The organism is Paraburkholderia mimosarum LMG 23256 = NBRC 106338, assembly GCF_000739815.1.
GTDB classification, from domain to species: Bacteria; Pseudomonadota; Gammaproteobacteria; order Burkholderiales; family Burkholderiaceae; genus Paraburkholderia; species Paraburkholderia mimosarum.
Genome location: NZ_BBJJ01000034.1, coordinates 1 through 21,175 on the forward strand (window position 1 = coordinate 1; position 21,175 = coordinate 21,175).

The following is a 21,175-nucleotide window of genomic DNA, read 5'->3' on the forward strand; positions in this document are numbered from 1 at the left end:
GGGCGTGCGCAAAAGCAGCAGCCGGAAAACAAAAAAGCCGTCCCCTGGACGGCTTTTCGCGTTGAAGCACTATCTCACTGCTGAGCCAGGAACTTCGTCGCAAGATGCACCCAGAACGATGATCCCACCGGCAGCAGTTCATCGTTGAAGTCATAGCTCGCGTTGTGCAGCATGCAGGGGCCAGCACCGTGTCCTACTTCACGGTGGTCTCCTTCACCATTGCCGAGAAACGCGTAACATCCCGGCTTTTCCAGCAGCATGAATGAAAAGTCTTCTGCACCCATGGTCGGCTCGACGCTCGAGTCGACACGATCTGCGCCGACCAACTCACGCATGACCTCCGCGGCGAATCGCGTCTCCGCACTGCTGTTCACCGTTGGCGGATAGTTTCGGTGGAAACTGATGTCGACGGAACAGTCATACGCTTCTGCTGTGCTCTCCGCGATCTTGCGCAGACGCGACTCGATTAGATCCAGCGTTTCTGTCGTGAAGGTGCGCACCGTTCCTGCGATCCACGCCGTATTCGGCACGACGTTGACCGCATCGCCGGCATGGATCTGCGTGATCGACAGCACGGCCGTATCGAGCGGCTTCTTGTTGCGCGTGATGATACTTTGCAGGCCGTTCGCGATCTGGACAGCCGTGAACACAGGATCCCGCCCATTGTGCGGTAGCGCGGCATGCGCGCCCACACCCCTGATTTCAATGCGGAATTCGTTGCTGGAAGCCATGATCGGCCCTTCGGTCACGCCGAAGTAGCCGGTCGGCATGCCGGGCCAGTTGTGAATGCCGAAGACGGCATCCACGGGAAATTGCTCGAAGAGTCCGTCCTCGATCATGGCCTTGGCACCGGCGCCGCCTTCTTCGGCGGGCTGAAAGATGAAGACGATCGTGCCGTCGAACTGCCCGTGCCGAACGAGATATTGCGCCGCGCCGAGCAGCATTGCCGTGTGGCCGTCATGGCCGCACGCATGCATCTTGCCGTCATTGCGCGAGCGATGATCGAAGGTGTTGAGTTCCTGGATCGGCAGAGCGTCCATATCGGCGCGCAATCCGATCATGCGCTTGCCGGTGCCGCGCTTTAGCACGCCGACGACACCGGTCTGCCCCATGCCCCGGTGCACTTCGATGCCCCATTCGGCGAGCTTCGATGCAACGAGGTCTGATGTCTGGGTCTCTTCGTAGCGCAGTTCGGGATGGGCGTGGATCGTTCGTCGGAGGCTCTGAATTTCCCCTTGGGCGGCCTGGATTTCCGGAATCAGTTTCATGGCTGACGGTGCTCAAAAAGTGGGCGCCCGGCCTTTGTCTCCTTAAGAGGCCGGGTCTAGACGGACCATTCTACGCCCAACCTTTTTTTTCGCGCCAACCCACAGGGGCGAGTAAGGCGCAGGCCACGGGCATAATAAAATCGCCAATACGCCATAACGCCTCACCCACGGATTCCCGATGAACGCCCCAGCCGAATTTGCCCGCGCCGTTTGTCCGCACGACTGCCCCGATACCTGCGCGATGCGCGTCACGGTCGAAAACGGCCGGGCGATCAAGGTGAGCGGCGATCCCGATCATCCGCCGACGCAGGGCGTCCTCTGCACGAAGGTCAGCCGCTACGCAGAGCGCGTCCATCATCCGAAGCGACTGACACAGCCGATGAAGCGCGTCGGGCGCAAAGGGGAGGGCGGCTTCGAGCCGATCAGCTGGGACGAGGCCAGCCGGATCGCTGCGGCGCGTCTCGGCGAAATCGCTCGACGCGCGCCCGAAGCCATTCTGCCGTACAGCTATGCGGGCACCATGGGACTGGTTCAGGGCGACAGCATCGCGCAGCGCTTCTTCCACAAGCTTGGCGCATCGCGCCTCGACCGCACGATCTGCGCGGCAGCCGGCGCGGCCGGGTTGCGCTATACGTTCGGTTCGAGCATCGGAATGCTCACCGAGCACTTCTCGGAAAGTGAGGTGATCCTGATTTGGGGGGCGAACCCAATCGCGTCTAACCTCCACTTCTGGACCCACGCACAGGAGGCGAAGCGCAAGGGTGCCAAGCTGATCGCGATCGACCCATACCGTTCGCTGACGGCCGAGAAGTGTCATCAGCACATAGCGGTCAAGCCCGGCACCGACGGTGCACTGGCGCTCGGCATGATGCATGTGCTCATCAAGGAGGACCGGCTCGACCACGCCTACATCGCTGCCCACACGCATGGCTTCGAGGCGCTGAAGGCGCGTGCGCTGACCTACACACCCGCGCGCGTCGCCGGGATCTGCGGCATCGAGGAGCAGATCGTCGTCGAACTCGCGCGCCTCTACGCCTCGACGCGCAAGGCCGCGATCCGCATGAACTACGGCCTGCAACGAGTGCGCGGCGGCGGCAACGCCGTGCGCGCGATCGCGTGCCTGCCCGCATTGACAGGCGCCTGGCGCGAGCGCGCGGGCGGTGTGCTGCTTTCGTCGTCCGGATGGGCGCCTGTCGACGGGAACGCGCTCCAGCGCCCCGATCTGATCCCCGGCTGGCCGCAGCACCAACCGCGTATCGTGAACATGAACCAGATCGGTGACGCGCTCACGCACAAGGGCGACGCCGCGTTCGGCCCGAAGATCGAGGCGATCGTCGTCTATAACTCGAACCCGGTCGCGGTCGCGCCGGAGTCGGCGAAAGTCGCGGCGGGCTTTGCGCGCGAAGATTTATTTACGATCGTGCTCGAGCAGTTCCAGACCGATACGGCCGATTACGCCGATCTGTTGCTGCCGGCAACGACCCAGCTCGAGCACCTCGACGTCCACAAATCCTACGGCCACACGCACGTGATGGCGAACCTGCCCGCCATCGAGCCGGTTGGCGAGGCGCGGCCCAATACCGAAATCTTCCGCTCGATCGCGCGCGCGATGGGCTTGACCGAGCCGGCGCTCTTCGAAAGCGACGAAGACGTGGCGGCCCATGCATTCGACTGGAGCGATCCCGCGCTTGGCGGTGCGGACTGGGCGACGCTCAAGCGCGAGGGGTGGCTGAAGCTCAATATCCCGGAAGCGCCGTTTGCGAACGGCGGCTTTCGCACGCCCACGGGCAAGTGCGAGTTCCATAGCGAGGCGCTTGCGAGGGCTGGGCTCGACCCGCTGCCCGACTACCTGCCGCCGTACGAGTCGGCAGACGGCGCGCCCGAACTCGCTGCACGCTATCCGCTCGCGATGATCTCGCCGCCTGCGCGAAATTTCCTGAACAGCACCTTCGTGAACGTCGAGAGCCTGCGCGCGACCGAAGGCGAGCCGCACGTCGATCTCCATCCGGCCGACGCCGCGCGCCGCGAGATTGTCGATGGCGACGAGGTCCGCGTGTTCAACGACCGAGGCTCGATGCGCGCGCGTGCGCGCGTCACCGACCGGGCTCGCCGCGGCCTCGTGGTGGGCCTGTCGATCTGGTGGAAGAAGCTGGCGCCGGACGGCCGCAACGCCAATGAGGTGACGAGCCAGGCGCTTACCGACCTTGGCGGCTCGGCGACCTTCTATGACTGCCTGGTCGAAGTCGAACGCGCCTGAGGGTGCCTCACAACCTGGCCAGCCGCCCTTCAACGCGTGTTGGAGGGGCCTTTCTAACTCGCTGATTCACTGACAAAAAAGCGGAATCGCCATGCTACGATCCGCTTTTTAGCACGACCATTCGAAAAATCAAGGAGGAGACGCCGCATGGAAAAAGTCTGGCTGAAATCGTACCCGCCCGGCGTTCCCGCGGAAATCGACGCGAGCCGTTACCCGTCCATCACGTCGCTGCTCGAAGAGAGCTTCAGTGAGTTCCGTGCCAAGCCCGCTTTCGCGTGCATGGGCAAGACGATCACCTATGGTGAGCTGGACCAACTCTCGCAACGTCTGGCCGCGTGGTTCCAGTCGCGCGGCATCGAACGCGGCGCGCGCGTCGCGCTCATGATGCCCAATGTGCTCCAGTACCCGGTGGCGCTGGCCGCGGTGCTGCGCGCCGGGTACGTCGTCGTGAACGTCAACCCGCTTTATACGCCGCGTGAACTCGAACATCAGTTGAAAGACAGCAGTGCCGAAGCCATCGTCATCCTCGAGAATTTTGCCGGAACCTTGAGCGCGGTCCTCGCCAATACGCGGGTGAAGCACGTGCTGGTGGCGTCGATGGGCGACCTCCTCGGGGCGAAGGGTTTCATCGTCAACTTCGTCGTGCGGCGCGTGAAGAAGATGGTGCCGGCCTGGAATCTGCCGGGCTACGTGCGTTTCAACGACGCGCTCGCGGCCGGCGCGCGCACGGGCTTCAGGCGCGTCGAGCAGACGCCCGACGACGTCGCCTTTCTGCAGTACACGGGCGGGACAACCGGCGTGGCCAAGGGCGCGACGCTGCTTCATCGCAACCTGATCGCCAACGTACTGCAGTCGGCGGCATGGACCGCGCCCGCACTGGCGAAGCTGCCGTCCGGCGCCCAGGCCGTGACAGTCGCCGCACTGCCGCTTTATCACGTGTTCGCGCTGACCGTCTGCGGGCTGCTGTCGATCCGCACGGGCGGTCTGGCGATCCTGATTCCGAATCCGCGCGACATCGGCGGCATGATCAAGGAGCTGCACGGCTACTCGATCACGACGTTCCCCGCGGTCAATACGCTCTACAACGCAATCCTCAACCACCCGGAGTTCGACAAGCTCGATTTCACCCATCTGCTCGTCGCGAACGGCGGCGGCATGGCGGTGCAGGAGGCTGTCGCGAAGCGCTGGTACGAGCGCACGCATACGCCGATTGTCGAGGGCTATGGGCTTTCCGAAACCTCGCCGTCGGTCACCTGCAATCCGGTCACGGCCACGGAATACACCGGCACGATCGGCTTGCCGCTGCCTTCCACCGAAATCTCGATCCGCGATGACGCAGGCAACGAGCTGCCGCTCGGCGAGGCGGGCGAGATCTGCATTCGCGGGCCACAGGTGATGGCGGGCTACTGGGAGCGCCCGGAAGAAACGGCAAAGGTCATGACGCCGGACGGCTACTTCAAGTCGGGCGACGTCGGCCTCGTGAATGCGCGCGGCTATATCAAGCTCGTCGACCGCAAGAAGGACATGATTCTCGTCTCGGGCTTCAACGTCTATCCGAACGAAGTCGAGGATGTGGTCGCGAAACTGCCCGGGGTGTTCGAAGTGGCGGCGGTCGGCGTGCCGGACCAGCATTCGGGCGAAGCCGTGAAGCTCTATATCGTCAAGAAGGATCCGGCGCTAACCGACAAGGAAGTGTTCGAGTACTGCAAGACCCAGCTCACCGGCTACAAGCGGCCGAAGATCATCGAGTTCCGCAATGACCTGCCGAAGAGCAATGTCGGCAAGATTCTGCGTCGCGAACTGCGCGACGGGCGCGCTTGAACGACGGGCATCGCCGAAGCTGACGAAAAGCGGCCTGTCCTTCGTGGGCAGGCCGCTTTTCTTTCACCCGCGTTGCGCCGGCAACAAACCAGCGCCGCAAAGAAAAAAGGCGCCCGGAGGCGCCTTCGAGATTACAGCGACTGTTCTTCTTAGAACTTGTGACGGATAGCGACGCGAGCCGTGAAGACGTTGTTGCTCGTCGAAGCGGTCAGGTTGTTGATCGAGGCGACAGCTGCGCGGTCGTTCGAGTTCGTACCCGTAGCGTGCTGGTACACGCCGACCAGGTAGACGTCCGTGCGCTTCGACAGGAAGTAGTCCGTGCCCAGCGCGTACTGGAAGTACTTCGCGCCGCCGTTGCTCGTGCCGTTCGCCAGGCTGACGCTGCTGCCGTCCGTATAGTCGAACGCAAAGCCAGCCAGCCACGCCGGGGTGAACTGGTACTTGAAGCTCGCTTCGACGTTGTTGAAGTTGGCGTTCGCGCCGCGCTGGTAAGCCGGTACGCCGGTAATCGTGACCGCGCCGAGGTTGCGGAAGCTGACATTCGAGTACGTGAGGCCGAACGTTGCTGCGCCGAACGTGTACGCGCCGCCTGCACCGATGACCTGGTACGTGTTGGCCGTCTGGAAGCCGGAATACACCGGATTCTTACCGGCTGTAAGTGCTGCTGCCGGCGGCGTGGTCGGGGTGGGGCCGTTGTTGAACAGGCCGCCCGATGCTGCCGGCGTGCGCGCGTTAAGGTAGCCGACACCGAGGGTCAGCGGACCGTTGCTGTAGCCCGCGCCGAGCGACCAGATCTGGTTGCCAGTGAAGTTGCCCGCCTGGCCGCCGAAGCTGTACGTGCCGCCGAACTTCAGGCCAGCGTAGTCCACGCTGGTGAACTTGACAGTGTTGTTCGTGCGGTAGGCGTTGTTGAAGTTGTCGAGGTCATCGGGGTGAGCGACGATGTAGCCGCCCCACTGCTCGCCTGCTCCGAGGGGACCGACGTAGTCGACGACGGAGTCGTACTGGCGACCCAGCGTGACGGTGCCGAACTGCGAGCTGCTCAGGCCAACGTAAGCCTGACGGCCGAACATCAGGCCACCCTGGCCGAGCGCGCCGGTATTCACGTCAAAGCCGTTTTCGAGCACGAAGACTGCCTTCAGGCCGCCGCCGAGGTCTTCAGCGCCGCGCAGGCCGAAGCGGCTGCCTTGCAGAACGCCGCTCGACAGGTTGTACAGATGCTTGCCACCGTAGTTGGTGTTGATGTTGAAACCTTCGTCGATGATGCCGTACAGCGTGACGCTGCTCTGAGCGTGAGCCACGCCCGCGAACGCGCCCAGCGCAGCCAGCGCGAGAAGCGACTTCTTCATTGAATGATCTCCAGTGTTTGCGAATCTTTTGCGTCTTGTCGCGGAACCAGTTTTTTGTCTAGCGTGGGGTCCCGTCCTTCCAACTTCGCGAGAAGTTGCACGTAATGTAACAAAAGGGTTAATAGCCACAAAGGAAAAGCAGGGCGCATCTAAGTACCTGTTTCGTTTACACAACATGGCCTAAAATATGCTGCTAACCATATGCGCTACCACGGATTGACGGGGCTCCGTGAGTTTGTGTAGTGGTCCGGAAGCATTGCGGGGCGAGCGAACGACTCCGGCTCGCAGACGAAACGAAGGGAGGCTGAATGACGCTAGATGATCTGATTACCGAATTCGACCGGGGCCTGCGCTCGATGGCCGGCGTGTCGCGCATGACGCGCCCGATGCCGCAGCCTTCGCCCGTCACCGTCGAAGTCACGCCCGCGGGCGAAGCGGTGCCCGTCGGCAGCGAACTCACGCCCGCCGAACGCGCGCATGCGGCCGGCCTCATGCGCGTCAATCACGTGGGCGAAGTGTGCGCCCAGGCGCTGTATCAGGCCCAGAAACTCTCGGCGCGCTCTCCCTCGCTCAAGGCCGCCTTCGACCAAGCCTCGCGCGAGGAAGAGGACCATCTGGCGTGGACCTCGCGCCGTCTCCAGGCGCTGGACTCGCGTCCGAGCCTGCTCAATCCGCTCTGGTACGCGGGCGCACTCGCAATCGGGTTTGCCGCTGGACGTCTCGGCGACAAGGTGAGCCTCGGCTTCATGGCCGAAACCGAACGTCAGGTCGAGCATCACCTGGACAGCCATCTCGACAGCCTGCCGCCCGCCGACCTCGAGTCTCGCGCGATCGTCGAGCAGATGCGCGCCGACGAAATCTCACACGCAAAATCGGCCATCGATCTCGGGGGAGCCGAATTGCCGCTTCCTGTGCGTTCCCTCATGCGTGTAGCATCCAAAATCATGACGCGCACTGCTTACTACGTTTGATTCCACCTACCGGCCGGCAATGGGTGCCGGCCGGATGCAATCAGCCTTTCAGAGCTTTCAGTCTTACGTTTTTCATCCCCGCTAATCCCCGCCCGTCCCCGCCATAGGCCGATTATCGCCGCGCTTTTCACGTATCACCTTCAGAACCTTCGTTAGCTCGTTCATTCATAACGGTTTTTGGCTTCTGCGCCGACTTCAACAAGTGCCGCTAAGTCCTTGTTCTAGCGGATAAATTTCGTCAAAAAACGTTGAGCCTCCCTTGACCCTCGTTGGTCGTTACTCTAAAGTGGGAGACAGTGTGAGAAAGTGTATTTTTGTGTGATTTCAAGCGCGTATTCGGGTAGATTTTCTGAGATTTAGGCGGGCGGCGAAAAGCGCCGCATTAGGGGGAGCAAATTGTTCCAGGGGGCGTCGGCGCTGACACTCGATGCGAAAGGGCGGATGTCGATTCCGTCGCGCTATCGGGACGCGCTGCAACAACAGGCAGAAGGCCGGGTGACGATCACCAAGCACCCGGACGGCTGCCTGTTGCTATTTCCGCGCCCCGAATGGGAAGTGTTCCGTGCGAAGGTCGCCGCCTTGCCGATGGATGCGCACTGGTGGCGCCGCATCTTTCTCGGCAATGCGTCCGACGTCGATGTCGACAGCGCGGGCCGTGTGCTCGTCTCACCTGAATTGCGTCTGGCAGCAGGAATGGAAAAGGAAGTCATGCTGCTCGGCATGGGTAGTCATTTTGAGTTGTGGGATGCACAGACCTACGCCGCCAAGGAACAGGCGGCGATGGCTCAGGGCATGCCCGACGCCTTGAAAAATTTCACGTTCTGATCGCGGTTAAAAAGCTATGGCATCTGCGATGGGACCGGGACTGCAGCATCGCACGGTGCTGCTTGACGAAGCGGTGAACGCGTTGATCACGCGCGCGGACGGCGTCTATGTAGACGGCACGTTCGGCCGTGGCGGCCACAGCCGCGCGATCCTCGGGCGTCTCGGTGAAGCCGGGCGCCTGATCGCGTTCGACAAGGATCCGCAGGCGATCGCGACGGCGCAAACCATTGGCGACGCGCGGTTTTCGATCGTGCATGAGAGTTTTGCTTCGCTGCGCGACGAGCTCGCGTCGCGCGGGGTAGGGCGTGTGTCGGGGGTGTTGCTGGACCTTGGCGTGTCGTCGCCGCAGTTCGACGATCCGCAGCGCGGTTTCAGTTTCCGCGCCGATGGTCCGCTCGACATGCGGATGGACCCGACGCGCGGCGAGTCCGCCGCTGACTGGCTCGCTCGGGCCACGTTGCAGGAACTGACGGAGGTAATTCGGGATTATGGGGAAGAACGGTTTGCTTTTCAGATTGCAAAGGCGCTTGTTGCTCGCCGGGCAGAGTCCGACCGTCTCGGGCCTCTCGACAGCACGGGCGAGCTTGCCCAAATCGTGGCTAACGTCGTCAAAACCCGTGAGAAGGGTAAGGACCCGGCAACCCGCACCTTTCAGGCTATACGGATTCACGTCAATCAAGAGCTTGCGGAGCTGCAGGTCGTTCTAGAAGCAGCGCTGTCGTTGCTGGAACAGGGGGGGCGGCTGGTGGTCATCAGCTTTCATTCGCTCGAGGACCGGATCGTCAAGCGATTCATGCAGGCGCACGCGAGCGCGCCGGCGGTGGACCGCCGCCTGCCGATCCGCGCCGTCGACCTGCCGAGCCCGCCGCTCAGGCTGCTCGGCCGCGTGTTCGCGAGCGACGAGGAAGTCGCCGCGAACCCGCGCGCCCGCTCGGCCGTGATGCGCATCGCGGAGCGCGTCACGCCATGAATCGCCTGAACATCTTCCTGCTGATCGTCGTGATGGGGTGCGCGCTATCGGTCGTGAACGCGACCAATCAGCAGCGCCAGATCTTCATTCAGCTGCAACGCGCGCAGTCGCAGGAGCATCAGCTCCAGCAGGACTACGCACAGCTTCAATATCAGCAAAGCGCGCTGTCGAGAACCTCGCGCATCGAACAGATCGCCACCGACTCGCTCAAGATGCAGCCCGTCACGACCGGACGCACGCAATATCTGACGCTCGCGCCGGGCGCGTCGGCGGCCGTCGACGCTCCGGTGCCGACCTCCGCGCCCCCGCAGGGCGGTGCACCCACGCCTGCCCGCCGCGGAGGCACGCGATGAAAAAGGACAATCGCCGCAAGAGCGTGGCCTTCAGCGCGAACCCCATTCTCTCCGTGCGCCTGCCGATGTGGCGCTCGAAGCTCGTCGTCTTCCTGCTGTTCATGGCGTTCGTCGCGCTGGCCGCGCGCGCGTTCTGGATTCAGGGCCCGGGCAACGCCTTCTATCAGAAGCAGGGCGAAAGCCGCTATCAGCGCACGATCGAGCTGCCGGCCACGCGCGGCAAGATTCTCGACCGTAACGGACTCGTGCTTGCCACGAGCCTGCCCGTGCGCGCAATTTGGGCGATTCCCGAAGCCGTGCCCGACGATCTCGGCGCCGACAAGCTCAACCAGCTCGGCACGCTGCTCGGCATGAGCACGAAAGAGCTGCGTGCCAAGCTCTCGGAAGACAAGACGTTCGTCTATGTGAAGCGACAGGTGCCGCTCGACGTCGCGCAGAAGGTCACGGCGCTCGACATTCCCGGCGTCTATCAGCGCAACGAATACAAGCGCTTTTACCCCGAGGGCGACGTCGCCGCTCACCTGATCGGCTTCACCAACGTCGAGGACGAGGGCCAGGAAGGCGTCGAGCTTGCCGACCAAAAGGTTCTCGCTGGCATGCCGGGCATACGTCACGTCATCAAGGACCGTTTGGGCCATATCGTCGAAGACGTCGACGAAACGGTCGTGCCCCACGATGGCAAGGACGTCGAACTGTCCATCGACAGCAAGATCCAGTACATCGCCTATTCGAACCTCAAGGCCGCCGTGGAGCGGTTCAAGGCCAAGGCCGGCGCGGCCATGGTCGTGGACGTGCGCACGGGCGAGGTGCTCGCGCTCGTCAACTATCCGACCTACAACCCGAACGACCGCTCGCACCTCACGGGCGAGCAATTGCGCAACCGCGTGCTCACCGACGTGTTCGAGCCCGGCTCGATCATGAAGCCGCTCACGGTGTCGCTCGCGCTCGATCTGCACCGCGTCTCGCCGAGTACACTGGTGGATACGGGCCCGGGCCACTTCACGCTCGACGGCGCGACCATCACCGACGACTCCGCATTCGGCGTCCTCACGGTCGGTGGCGTGATCCAGAAGTCGAGCAACATTGGCGCGACGAAGATCGCGATGACGCTCAAGCCCGAAGAAATGTGGGACATGTACACCAGTATCGGTCTCGGACAGGCGCCGAAAGTCGGGTTCCCCGGCGCGGCGGCGGGCCGCCTGCGTCCGTGGAAAAGCTGGCGCCGTATCGAACAGGCGACGATGTCCTACGGCTACGGCCTCTCCGTTTCGCTCTTCCAGCTCGCGCGCGCGTACACGGCGATCGCCCACGACGGCCAGATCCTGCCCGTCACGATCTTCCGCCACCCCGGCGACACCCAGCCGGTGCAGGGCACCCAGGTCTTCGCGCCGACCACGGCGCGCGAGGTGCGCACGATGCTGGAAAGCGTGGTGTCGAAGGACGGCACGTCTCCCGACGCCGCCGTGCCCGGCTACCGCGTGGGCGGCAAGTCCGGCACGGCATACAAGCACGGCCCGCACGGATACGACCGCTCGAAGTACCGCGCCTCGTTCATCGGCATGGCGCCGATGCCGAATCCGCGCATTGTCGTCGCCGTATCGGTCGACGAGCCGACCGCGGGCAGCCACTTCGGCGGCGCGGTCTCGGGTCCGGTGTTCTCGGGCATCGTCGGCGACACGCTGCGCACGCTCAACGTGCCGCCCGACATGCCGGTGAAGCAACTCGTCGTCGAAGACAACGGCGTCGCGGCCGCTTCCGCGCCGGCCGCTGCCAACGCGCCCCCGAAGCATGCCGCGAATCCGCCTGCCAACAAGTCCACCGTCGCCGCGCGGCACATGACCGTCGCTGACAACACCAGAAATCGACCCGGAGTCGTTCGATGAGCGCCACGCGCACCCAGCATCCCGCGCACCGGCAGATCGCGGACGCGCTCGCATGGCTGCGCGCGCACGTCGCGCCCACAGCCGGCCTGCATGCCGACACACGCTCGCTCGAGCCGGGCGACGTGTTCGTCGCCTATGCCGTGGAAGGCGCGGACAACCGCGCGCATATCGCCAACGCGATCGAGCGTGGCGCGGCAGCCGTGCTGTTTCAGCCGGAAGGCTATGTGGGCCAGAAGCCAGATGTGTCCATCGCGCTCGCCGTGCCGCAGCTCGACCTGCTCGCGGGCGAGATCGCGAGCGGATGGTACGGCGACCCGAGCGATGCGATGCTGATGGTCGGTGTGACTGGGACGAACGGCAAGACTTCGTGCAGCCAGTGGATCGCTTCGGCGCTCACGGGCATCGGCCAGAAGTGCGCGATCGTCGGAACCCTGGGCAGCGGCTTTCCCGGCCAGCTCGTGCACACGGGCTTCACCACGCCCGATGCGCCGCAACTGCAGCGCAGCCTCGGTCAACTGCGTACCGATGGCGCACAGGCGATTGCGATGGAAGTCTCCTCGCACGCGCTGCACCAGGGTCGCGTGAACGGCACGTCGTTCGACATCGCCGTCTTCACGAATCTCACGCAGGACCATCTCGACTATCACCTCACGTTCGAGGCCTACGAGGCTGCGAAGGCGCGTCTGTTCGCATGGCCGGGCCTGCGCGCGGCAATCATCAACGCCGACGACGCTGCGGGCCGCCGCCTGATCGCCGCCACGCGCGGCAAGGCGCGCACGATTGCATACGGCGTCGATACGCCTGCCGCCGACGCGCCCGTCGCCGACGCCTGGCTGCGCGCGAACGACGTACGCGCGACGGCTACGGGCACGGCGTTCCATCTGGAAACGTCGGACTGGGGCGAGGCGCAGGTCGAGGTCCATGTTCTCGGCCTCTTCAACGTGAGCAATCTGCTTGGCGTGCTCGGTGCGCTGCTCGCGGCGAACGTGCCGCTCGTGGCGGCGCTCAACGAGATTTCGAAGCTGCAGCCGGTGAACGGCCGCATGGAGCGCCTTGGCGGGCGCGCCGATCACGACGAGCCGCTCGTGGTGATCGACTATGCGCATACGCCGGACGCCCTCGAAAAAACCCTCGAAGCGCTGCGCCCAATCGCTGCCGCGCGCGGCGGCCAGCTCCTCTGCATGTTCGGCTGCGGCGGCGATCGTGACGCGACCAAGCGCCCGCTCATGGGTGCGATCGCGGAACGCCTCGCCGACCAGGTCGTCGTGACGAGCGACAACCCGCGCAGCGAATCGCCCGCCGCGATCATCGACCAGATCGTGCTAGGCATGCGCGACGCCGCGAAGGCGCGCCGCATCGAGGACCGCGCGAGCGCGATCCTGCAGGCGGTGCGCGGCGCGGCGCGCGAAGACGTCGTCGTGCTGGCCGGCAAGGGCCATGAGGCGACCCAGGAAATCATGGGCAAGAAGCGCGCGTTCTCCGATCAGGACCATGCGCGGCTTGCTCTCGCAGCCCGTGCCACGCACGGGCGCGGAGGTGGTGAATGACGATGCTTTCCCTGCGCGACGCCGCGGCGCTGATTCCCGGCGCGAGCGTACTCGGCGACGAGAACGCGACGTTCGAGCGCATTGCTACCGATAGCCGCTCGGCGGGCCCCGGCGATCTCTTCGTCGCGCTCAAAGGCGACCGTTTCGACGCCCACGACTTTCTCGGCGAGGTCGCCAACCGTCACGTGAGCGCGGTCCTCGTCGCACGCAGTCCCGGCGACTGGCGCATTCCCGCGCTGCGCGTGGACGACACGCGCACGGCGCTCGGCGCGCTCGCGCTCGGCTGGCGCCGGCGATTCTCGATGCCGCTCGTGGCCGTGACGGGCAGCAACGGCAAGACGACGGTCAAGGAAATGATCGCGTCGATTTTCGAGGCGGCCGTTGGAGAAAATTCGCGTCTTGCAACGGCCGGAAACCTCAACAATGACATCGGCGTGCCGTTAACGTTGCTGCGCTTGAGCGGCGCTCATCGGCTGGCGGTGGTCGAACTCGGCATGAATCATCCGGGCGAGACCGAGCTGCTCGCGAGATTTGCCGAGCCGACCGTCGCGGTGGTGAACAACGCGCAGCGCGAGCATCAGGAATTCATGGCGACGGTGGAAGCCGTCGCGCTCGAACATGCGAGCGTGATTCACGCGCTCAAGCCCACGGGCGTCGCGGTGTTTCCCGCCAACGACGCCTACGCGAGCATCTGGCGCGTCGCGGCCACGGGTTCGCGCATTCTCGACTTCGCGCTGCATACGGAGGCGAACGCGGTCGAGGCGGCGGTCACGGGCAAGCTCGTTGGTGCAAGGCGTCTCGCGATCGCGACGCCGGAAGGCCAGCTCGAAGTGGAGTTGAAGGTGCTTGGCGCACACAACGCGCACAACGCGCTCGCGGCCACGGCGGCGGCGCTTGCGGCGGGCGTGCCGCTGGAGGCGATCGGGCGCGGACTGGAGGCGTTCGAGCCCGTGAAGGGCCGCTTGCAGGTGAAGCGCGCGGCGCTCGGGGAACTCGCGGGCGCAACGGTGATCGACGACACCTACAACGCGAACCCCGATTCGGTGCGTGCGGCGATCGACGTGCTCGCTTCGCATGCGTCGCCGCGTGTGCTCGTGCTGGGCGATATGGGCGAAGTCGGCGACGACGGTCCCGCGTTTCACCGTGAGGTGGGCGCTTATGCGAACGAACGCGGCATCGATGCGCTCTACACGCTCGGCGACGCGGCGCGTGATAGCGCGGCGGCGTTCGGCGCGCGGGCGCTGCATTCGGCAGACGTCGCCGAACTCGTGCGCGCGCTCGCGGCCGGCGGTTACGGCGCCGGCGCGACGATTCTCGTGAAAGGCTCGCGCTTCATGCAGATGGAGCGAGTCGTGGCGGCTCTAACCAATCCGCAAAACCCTGCGCCGGACGTGAAGTCCGGTGCGCACTGAAATACAAAAGGAATACAAGGCATGCTACTGGCGCTGGCGCAATGGCTGCAGAATGACGCAAGCTTCTTGCGCGTGTTCAGTTATCTGACGTTCCGTGCGGTGATGGCCACCATCACCGCGATGGCGATCGGGCTCTTTCTCGGCCCGTGGGTGATCCGCAAGCTCACCGCGATGAAGGTCGGCCAGGCCGTGCGGACGGACGGCCCGCAGACTCACCTCGTGAAGTCCGGCACGCCCACCATGGGCGGCGTGCTCATTCTGCTTGGCATCGCGGTTTCCACGCTGCTGTGGGGCGACCTCACGAACCGCTTCATCTGGATCGTGATGCTCGTTACGTTCGGCTTTGGCGCGATCGGCTGGGTCGACGACTATCGCAAGGTCGTCTACAAGGATCCGCGCGGCATGTCTTCGCGCGAGAAGTACTTCTGGCAGTCGGTGATCGGCCTCTTCGCGGCCGTGTATCTCGCGTTCAGCGTTTCCGAGGCGAGCAATGTGCGCGTGTTCGATCTCTTCATGGCGTGGGTGAGGAGCGGTCTTTCCATGGGTCTGCCCGCGCGCGCCGACCTCTTGCTGCCGTTCCTCAAGTCGATCAGCTATCCGCTCGGCGTTTGGGGCTTCATCGCGCTCACGTACTTCGTGATCGTCGGCGCGAGCAACGCCGTGAACCTCACCGACGGTCTCGACGGCCTCGTCATCATGCCGGTCGTGCTGGTCGGCGCGTCGCTCGGCGTGTTCGCGTACGTGATGGGCAGCTCGGTCTACTCGAAATATCTGCTCTTTCCGCACATTCCGGGCGCGGGCGAACTGCTCATCTTCTGCTCGGCAATGGGCGGGGCAGGGCTCGCGTTCCTCTGGTTCAACACGTATCCCGCGCAGGTGTTCATGGGCGACGTGGGCGCGCTCGCGCTCGGCGGCGCGCTCGGCACCATCGCGGTGATCGTGCGTCAGGAAATCGTGCTCTTCATCATGGGCGGCATCTTCGTTGCGGAGACGCTCTCCGTGATGCTGCAGGTCACCTGGTTCAAGTACACGAAAAAGCGTTACGGAGAAGGGCGCCGCATTTTCAAGATGGCGCCCCTGCATCACCATTTCGAATTGACCGGCTGGAAAGAAACGCAGGTCGTCGTGCGTTTCTGGGTCATCACGCTGATGCTGTGTCTGATCGGTCTGTCCACGCTCAAGCTGCGTTGAGCCACTACACCAAGTCACCAGACAAGGAAGGAAAGCAAGCGATGTTCGGCGAGAAGTTTCGGGATCGGCAAAAGCCGATGGTGCTCGTGCTGGGACTCGGGGAATCGGGTCTCGCGATGGCGCGCTGGTGCGCGCGGCATGGTTGCCGCCTGCGCATTGCCGACACGCGCGAAGCGCCGCCCAATCTCCCCGAACTCGCGGTGCGCGGCATCGATGCCGACTTCGTGGGCGGTCCGTTCACGCCCGCGCTGCTCGAGGGCGTCGAACTCGTCGCCATCAGCCCAGGCCTTTCGCCGCTCGCCGAAGATCTCGTGCCGCTGATCGCGGCGGCGCGCGAGCGCGGCATCGAAGTGTGGGGCGAGCTCGAGCTCTTCGCGCAGGCGCTGCGTCATCTCGGCGAGAGCGGCTATGCGCCGAAGGTGCTCGCCATCACGGGCACGAACGGCAAGACGACCACCACGAGCCTCACGGGCATGCTCTGCGAGCGCGCGGGCAAGCGCGTGGCGGTGGCGGGCAACATCAGCCCGGCCATGCTCGACAAGCTCGCCGAAGCGATCGACAACACCGCGCTGCCGGACGTGTGGGTGCTCGAGCTGTCGAGCTTCCAGCTGGAGACGGCGCATACGTTCGAGCCCGATGCTGCGGCGGTCCTCAACATCACGCAGGACCATCTCGACTGGCACGGCGGCCTTGATGCCTATGCGGCCGCGAAGGGCCGTATCTTCGGGCCGCGCACGACGCGCGTGCTCAACCGCGACGACGCACGGGTCATGTCGCTCGCAAGCGTGAAGGGAAGCACCGGCGCGAAGATCGTGACCTTCGGCCTGAACGAGCCGCAAAACGAAGGCGACCTGGGTCTCTCGCGCGAGAACGGCATGCAATGGCTCGTCCAGGCACACGATCTCGACGCGAACGACGAGCCTGTCTCGCCGCGCCGACGCAAACAACAGGAAGCCGCGCCCGTGCATCTCGGCATGAAGCGCCTCATGCCCGCCGACGCGCTGCGCATTCGCGGCCTGCACAACGCAGCGAACGCGCTCGCGGCGTTCGCGCTCACGCGCGCGATCGATCTGCCGCCCGCGCCGCTGCTGCACGGCTTGCGCGAGTATCGCGGCGAGCCGCATCGCGTGGAGCTGATCGCGTCGATCGACGGTGTGGACTATGTGGACGACAGCAAGGGCACGAACGTGGGCGCAACGGTTGCCGCGCTCGACGGCCTCGCGCAGCGCGCCGTGCTGATCGCGGGCGGCGACGGCAAGGGCCAGGACTTCGATCCACTGGCTGAGCCCGTGGCGCGCTGGTGCCGCGCCGTGATGCTGATCGGACGCGACGCGCCGAAGATCCGCGCGGCGCTCGAAGCCACGGGCATCGCGATGAGCGACCACGCGACGCTCGAGGAAGCCACGCGCGCCGCCACGGCACTCGCGCAACCGGGCGACGTGGTGCTGCTTTCGCCGGCCTGCGCGAGCTTCGACATGTTCAAGGGCTACGCCCATCGTGCGGCGGTATTCCACGACACCGTGGAAGAAATCGCCGCAGAGCGGGGGACGATGATATGAGCTGGTCCGAACGATTCGGGACGCGCCTCTCGCGCCCAGGCGCTCAGGCAGACGCCAAGGCGAGCGGTTCGTCGGGCGGCGGTGCGCGCTCGGGTGGCCTGTCGAGCGTCGTCAACGGCGTGCGCCCCGGCCGCTCGCGCATGCTCGACTACGACCACTCGCTGCTGTGGGCCGTGATCGCGCTGCTCGGCCTTGGCGTGGTGATGGTCTACTCGGCGTCGATCGCCATGCCCGATTCGCCGAAGTACGCCTCTTACCGCGACTGGGCGTTTCTCGTGCGCCACATCGTCTCGCTCGTGATCGCCACGATCGCGGCGCTGATCGCGTTTCGCATTCCCGTTTCCACGTGGGACCGCTACGCGCCGAAGCTCTTCCTCATCGCGCTCGCGATGCTCGTGGTCGTGCTCATTCCGCACATCGGCAAGGGCGTGAATGGCGCGCGGCGCTGGATTCCGCTCGGTATCACGAACATGCAGCCGTCGGAAATCATGAAGCTCGCCGTGACGGTCTATGCGGCGAACTACACGGTGCGCAAGCAGGAATACATGCACAGCTTCGCGAAGGGCTTTTTGCCGATGGCGTTCGCCGTGGGCGTCGTCGGCGCGCTGCTGCTGCTCGAGCCCGACATGGGCGCGTTCATGGTGATCGCCGCGACCGCGATGGGCGTGCTGTTTCTCGGCGGCGTGAACGGCAAGCTGTTCGGCGGCCTCGTGGCCACGGCCGTGGGCACCTTCACGCTGCTCGTATGGGCGTCGCCGTGGCGTCGCGAGCGGATCTTCGCATACCTCGATCCGTGGGACGACCGCTATGCCCAGGGCAAGGCCTATCAGCTCACGCACTCGTTGATCGCCTTCGGACGCGGCGAGTGGTTCGGCGTGGGGCTCGGCGGCAGTGTCGAGAAGCTCAACTATCTGCCGGAAGCGCACACCGACTTCATTCTCGCCGTGATCGGCGAGGAACTCGGTTTTGTGGGCGTGATGGTCGTGATCCTGCTCTTCTACTGGATCGTGCGGCGCGCGTTCGAAATCGGCCGCCAGGCGCTCGCGCTCGACCGCACGTTCGCGGGTCTCGTCGCCAAGGGGCTCGGTGTGTGGTTCGGCGCGCAGGCCTTCATCAACATGGGCGTGAACCTGGGTCTCCTGCCGACCAAGGGGCTTACGCTGCCGCTCGTCAGCTACGGCGGCTCGGGCATTTTGCTCAACTGCGTCGCGGTTGCGCTGTTGTTGCGCGTCGATTACGAGAACCGGGTCCTGATGCGCGGAGGGAAGGTATGACGGCTGCAACGCGCACGCTCATGGTGATGGCCGGCGGCACAGGGGGGCACGTGTTCCCGGGGCTCGCCGTCGCGCATCGCATGGAGCAGTGGGGCTGGCGCGTGGTATGGCTCGGCAATCCCGCAGGCATGGAAGCGACGCTCGTGCCCAAACACGGTATCGCGATGGAATACGTGCGCTTTGGCGGCGTGCGCGGCAAGGGCATCAAGACCAAGCTGATGCTGCCGCTCAATCTGCTGCGCGCGTGTACGCAGAGTCTCGCGGCGCTGCGTCGCGTGAAGCCCGATGTGGTGCTCGGCATGGGCGGCTACATCACGTTCCCGGCGGGCGTGATGAGTGCGCTGTCGGGCCGTCCGCTCGTGCTGCATGAGCAGAACTCGATCGCGGGACTCGCGAACAAGGTGCTTGCCAAGCTCGCGAAGCGCGTACTCGTAGCGTTCCCCGGCGCGCTGCCGAACGCCGAGTGGACCGGCAACCCGATCCGCGAGGCGCTCGAACACGTCGACGAGCCGCAGGCGCGCTACGCCGCGCGCAGCGGTCCGCTGCGCGTGCTCGTCGTAGGCGGTAGCCTCGGCGCGACGGCGCTCAACGAAGTCGTGCCGCGCGCGCTGTCGCTGCTCGCGCCGCAAGAGCGTCCGCAGATCGTGCATCAGGCGGGCGCGAAGCACATCGACGCCTTGCGTCAAAACTATATCGACGCCGGACTCGAACCCGGTGACACGGTGCAGCTCGTACCGTTCATCGACGACATGGCGAGCGCCTACCGCAACGCGGATCTCGTGGTCTGCCGTTCGGGCGCAATGACGGTGGCCGAGATCGCGGCCGTGGGCGTGGCGGCATGCTTCGTGCCGTTCCCGTACGCCGTGGACGACCACCAGACCACCAACGCCGCGTTCCTTGCCGACAAGGACGCAGCACTCGTGGTGCAGCAACGCGACCTGACGGCGGAAGGTCTCGCCGACTGGTTGCGGCATCAGACCAGAACATCGCTGGCGGAAATGGCTGGGCGCGCCCGCGCGCTCGCGAAACCCGACGCCGCCGATCAGGTCGCGCGCATCTGTGCGGCCGTGGCGGGCGTAAGTGCGGGAGGAAAGCAATGAAACACATCGTCAAACATATCCATTTCGTCGGCATCGGCGGCGCGGGCATGAGCGGCATCGCCGAAGTGCTCGTCAACCTCGGCTACCAGGTGAGCGGCTCGGACCTCGCGAAGAACGGCGTCACCGATCGACTCGCCGCGCTCGGCGCGCGCATCGCGATCGGCCACGCCGAAGAGAACATCGAAGGCGCGAACGCCGTGGTCGTCTCAACCGCGGTGCGCAGCGACAACCCCGAAGTGCTCGCGGCGCGCCATCGCCGCATTCCGATCGTGCCGCGCGCCGTGATGCTCGCGGAGCTGATGCGCCTGAAGCAGGGCATCGCGATTGCGGGCACACACGGCAAGACCACCACGACGTCGCTCGTGGCGAGCGTGCTGGCCGCGGGCGGGCTCGACCCGACCTTCGTGATCGGCGGCCGTCTCATCAGCGCGGGCGCGAACGCGCGCCTCGGCACGGGCGACTTCATCGTGGCGGAAGCCGACGAGTCGGACGCTTCGTTCCTGAACCTCTTCCCGGTGATCGAAGTCATTACGAACATCGACGCCGATCATATGGACACCTACGGGCACGACTTCGCGCGCCTGAAGCAGGCGTTCATCGAATTCACGCACCGTCTGCCGTTCTATGGCATCGCGGTGCTGTGCGTGGACGACCCGAACGTGAAGGAGATTCTGCCGTTCGTCTCGAAGCCGATCATCCGCTACGGCTTCGCGTCCGACGCGCAGGTGCGCGCCGTGAACGTGATCGCGCGCGACGGCAAGATGTACTTCACGGTGATGCGCGAGGACGCGCCATCGCTCGACGTCGTGCTGAATCTGCCGGGCACGCACAACGTGCAGAACGCGCTGGCGGCGATCGCCATCGCAACCGAACTCGAAGTGAAAGACGCCGACATCCAGCGCGCGCTCGCGGAATTCAACGGCGTGGGGCGGCGCTTCCAGCGCTACGGCGAAGTCCCGGTCAACGGCGGCGGCACCTACACGTTGATCGACGACTACGGCCACCACCCGGTGGAGATGGCGGCGACGATTGCGGCCGCGCGCGGTGCGTTTCCCGAGCGGCGTCTCGTGCTCGCGTTCCAGCCGCACCGCTACACGCGCACGCGTGATTGTTTCGAAGACTTCGTGCGCGTACTTTCGACCGTCGATGCGCTCGTGCTGACCGATGTCTATGCGGCCGGCGAAGCGCCGATCGTCGCCGCGGACGGCCGCGCGCTCGCCCGTGCGATTCGCGTGGCGGGCAAGGTCGAGCCGGTGTTCGTCGAGACCGTGGATGAAGTGCCGGAGGCGCTCGCGGCAGTGGTGCGCGACGGCGATGTGGTGATTACGATGGGCGCGGGTTCGATCGGCGGCGTGCCGGGTCGGATCGCAGCCCAGGAACAGAAGGCGTGAGTGA

General features: G+C 65.0%; 16 protein-coding genes. 14 read left to right on the top strand and 2 right to left on the bottom strand.

What is annotated here, in order from left to right; genetic code table 11:
• Positions 1 to 74 precede the first annotated feature (74 nt).
• Entirely contained in the window at positions 75 to 1,268 is a 1,194-nt protein-coding gene (locus BMI01S_RS22940) for a M20 aminoacylase family protein (RefSeq protein ID WP_028231743.1), read from the bottom strand.
• A 178-nt stretch (positions 1,269 to 1,446) separates the two neighbouring features.
• Between BMI01S_RS22940 and BMI01S_RS22945 the strand changes: the two genes are divergently transcribed.
• Together BMI01S_RS22945 and BMI01S_RS22950 are read left to right on the top strand one after the other, a co-directional pair.
• A complete protein-coding gene (locus tag BMI01S_RS22945; RefSeq protein WP_028214084.1) occupies positions 1,447 to 3,525 on the top strand; it encodes a molybdopterin-containing oxidoreductase family protein in 2,079 nt (692 codons plus the stop codon).
• A 147-nt stretch (positions 3,526 to 3,672) separates the two neighbouring features.
• Positions 3,673 to 5,346 carry a long-chain fatty acid--CoA ligase gene (locus tag BMI01S_RS22950; RefSeq protein ID WP_028231742.1) on the top strand — a complete coding sequence of 558 codons (1,674 nt, stop codon included), beginning with the start codon at positions 3,673 to 3,675 and terminating at the stop codon, positions 5,344 to 5,346.
• A gap of 149 nt (positions 5,347 to 5,495) precedes the next feature.
• Here BMI01S_RS22950 and BMI01S_RS22955 read toward each other — a convergent pair whose 3' ends face one another.
• Positions 5,496 to 6,695, bottom strand: a complete 1,200-nt coding sequence (locus BMI01S_RS22955) for a porin (RefSeq protein ID WP_028214082.1) — start codon at positions 6,693 to 6,695, stop codon at positions 5,496 to 5,498.
• 308 nt (positions 6,696 to 7,003) lie between these two features.
• On the opposite strand from BMI01S_RS22955, the gene coq7 reads away from it, so the two are divergent.
• The 12 genes from coq7 (at position 7,004) to murC (ending at position 21,171) form a co-directional block, all read left to right on the top strand.
• Positions 7,004 to 7,666, top strand: coding sequence for a 2-polyprenyl-3-methyl-6-methoxy-1,4-benzoquinone monooxygenase (coq7, locus tag BMI01S_RS22960; RefSeq protein ID WP_028214081.1), 663 nt, complete (start codon positions 7,004 to 7,006; stop codon positions 7,664 to 7,666).
• A gap of 396 nt (positions 7,667 to 8,062) precedes the next feature.
• Positions 8,063 to 8,491 carry a division/cell wall cluster transcriptional repressor MraZ gene (gene mraZ, locus BMI01S_RS22965; RefSeq protein WP_028214080.1) on the top strand — a complete coding sequence of 143 codons (429 nt, stop codon included), beginning with the start codon at positions 8,063 to 8,065 and terminating at the stop codon, positions 8,489 to 8,491.
• 16 nt (positions 8,492 to 8,507) lie between these two features.
• Entirely contained in the window at positions 8,508 to 9,461 is a 954-nt protein-coding gene (gene rsmH, locus BMI01S_RS22970) for a 16S rRNA (cytosine(1402)-N(4))-methyltransferase RsmH (protein ID WP_036020423.1), read from the top strand.
• A complete protein-coding gene (gene ftsL / locus BMI01S_RS22975; protein WP_028214078.1) occupies positions 9,458 to 9,814 on the top strand; it encodes a cell division protein FtsL in 357 nt (118 codons plus the stop codon). Before rsmH ends, ftsL begins: the two co-directional genes overlap by 4 nt.
• A complete protein-coding gene (locus BMI01S_RS22980; protein ID WP_028231741.1) occupies positions 9,811 to 11,697 on the top strand; it encodes a peptidoglycan D,D-transpeptidase FtsI family protein in 1,887 nt (628 codons plus the stop codon). The genes ftsL and BMI01S_RS22980 overlap by 4 nt, the downstream gene beginning before the upstream one ends.
• Complete coding sequence (locus BMI01S_RS22985; RefSeq protein ID WP_028231740.1) at positions 11,694 to 13,244, top strand: UDP-N-acetylmuramoyl-L-alanyl-D-glutamate--2,6-diaminopimelate ligase; 1,551 nt, start codon at positions 11,694 to 11,696, stop codon at positions 13,242 to 13,244. The genes BMI01S_RS22980 and BMI01S_RS22985 overlap by 4 nt, the downstream gene beginning before the upstream one ends.
• Positions 13,241 to 14,656 carry a UDP-N-acetylmuramoyl-tripeptide--D-alanyl-D-alanine ligase gene (locus BMI01S_RS22990; protein ID WP_028214075.1) on the top strand — a complete coding sequence of 472 codons (1,416 nt, stop codon included), beginning with the start codon at positions 13,241 to 13,243 and terminating at the stop codon, positions 14,654 to 14,656. Before BMI01S_RS22985 ends, BMI01S_RS22990 begins: the two co-directional genes overlap by 4 nt.
• Positions 14,657 to 14,677: 21 nt before the next feature.
• The gene (mraY, locus tag BMI01S_RS22995) at positions 14,678 to 15,847 is read left to right on the top strand and encodes a phospho-N-acetylmuramoyl-pentapeptide-transferase (RefSeq protein WP_028214074.1); all 1,170 of its coding nucleotides are present in this window, start codon (positions 14,678 to 14,680) and stop codon (positions 15,845 to 15,847) included.
• Positions 15,848 to 15,888: 41 nt separating this feature from the next.
• Positions 15,889 to 17,406 (top strand): UDP-N-acetylmuramoyl-L-alanine--D-glutamate ligase, encoded by a 1,518-nt coding sequence (murD, locus tag BMI01S_RS23000; RefSeq protein WP_028231739.1) that lies wholly within the window; start codon positions 15,889 to 15,891, stop codon positions 17,404 to 17,406.
• The gene (gene ftsW / locus BMI01S_RS23005) at positions 17,403 to 18,680 is read left to right on the top strand and encodes a putative lipid II flippase FtsW (protein ID WP_028214072.1); all 1,278 of its coding nucleotides are present in this window, start codon (positions 17,403 to 17,405) and stop codon (positions 18,678 to 18,680) included. Before murD ends, ftsW begins: the two co-directional genes overlap by 4 nt.
• Positions 18,677 to 19,780: an undecaprenyldiphospho-muramoylpentapeptide beta-N-acetylglucosaminyltransferase gene (murG, locus tag BMI01S_RS23010; protein WP_028214071.1), complete on the top strand. Its 1,104-nt coding sequence runs from the start codon at positions 18,677 to 18,679 to the stop codon at positions 19,778 to 19,780. Before ftsW ends, murG begins: the two co-directional genes overlap by 4 nt.
• The gene (gene murC, locus BMI01S_RS23015; RefSeq protein WP_028214070.1) at positions 19,777 to 21,171 is read left to right on the top strand and encodes a UDP-N-acetylmuramate--L-alanine ligase; all 1,395 of its coding nucleotides are present in this window, start codon (positions 19,777 to 19,779) and stop codon (positions 21,169 to 21,171) included. Before murG ends, murC begins: the two co-directional genes overlap by 4 nt.
• Positions 21,172 to 21,175 lie beyond the last annotated feature (4 nt).

What these genes read in the sequence shown, in the direction of transcription:
- murG (WP_028214071.1), top strand. Translation starts at nt 18,677, where the DNA reads ATGACGGCTGCAACGCGCACGCTCATGGTGATGGCCGGCGGCACAGGG.
- BMI01S_RS22945 (WP_028214084.1), top strand. Translation starts at nt 1,447, where the DNA reads ATGAACGCCCCAGCCGAATTTGCCCGCGCCGTTTGTCCGCACGACTGC.
- BMI01S_RS22985 (WP_028231740.1), top strand. Translation starts at nt 11,694, where the DNA reads ATGAGCGCCACGCGCACCCAGCATCCCGCGCACCGGCAGATCGCGGAC.
- murD (WP_028231739.1), top strand. Translation starts at nt 15,889, where the DNA reads ATGTTCGGCGAGAAGTTTCGGGATCGGCAAAAGCCGATGGTGCTCGTG.
- rsmH (WP_036020423.1), top strand. Translation starts at nt 8,508, where the DNA reads ATGGCATCTGCGATGGGACCGGGACTGCAGCATCGCACGGTGCTGCTT.
- ftsL (WP_028214078.1), top strand. Translation starts at nt 9,458, where the DNA reads ATGAATCGCCTGAACATCTTCCTGCTGATCGTCGTGATGGGGTGCGCG.
- BMI01S_RS22940 (WP_028231743.1), bottom strand. Translation starts at nt 1,268, where the DNA reads ATGAAACTGATTCCGGAAATCCAGGCCGCCCAAGGGGAAATTCAGAGC.
- BMI01S_RS22980 (WP_028231741.1), top strand. Translation starts at nt 9,811, where the DNA reads ATGAAAAAGGACAATCGCCGCAAGAGCGTGGCCTTCAGCGCGAACCCC.
- BMI01S_RS22990 (WP_028214075.1), top strand. Translation starts at nt 13,241, where the DNA reads ATGACGATGCTTTCCCTGCGCGACGCCGCGGCGCTGATTCCCGGCGCG.
- BMI01S_RS22955 (WP_028214082.1), bottom strand. Translation starts at nt 6,695, where the DNA reads ATGAAGAAGTCGCTTCTCGCGCTGGCTGCGCTGGGCGCGTTCGCGGGC.
- murC (WP_028214070.1), top strand. Translation starts at nt 19,777, where the DNA reads ATGAAACACATCGTCAAACATATCCATTTCGTCGGCATCGGCGGCGCG.
- coq7 (WP_028214081.1), top strand. Translation starts at nt 7,004, where the DNA reads ATGACGCTAGATGATCTGATTACCGAATTCGACCGGGGCCTGCGCTCG.
- ftsW (WP_028214072.1), top strand. Translation starts at nt 17,403, where the DNA reads ATGAGCTGGTCCGAACGATTCGGGACGCGCCTCTCGCGCCCAGGCGCT.
- mraY (WP_028214074.1), top strand. Translation starts at nt 14,678, where the DNA reads ATGCTACTGGCGCTGGCGCAATGGCTGCAGAATGACGCAAGCTTCTTG.
- BMI01S_RS22950 (WP_028231742.1), top strand. Translation starts at nt 3,673, where the DNA reads ATGGAAAAAGTCTGGCTGAAATCGTACCCGCCCGGCGTTCCCGCGGAA.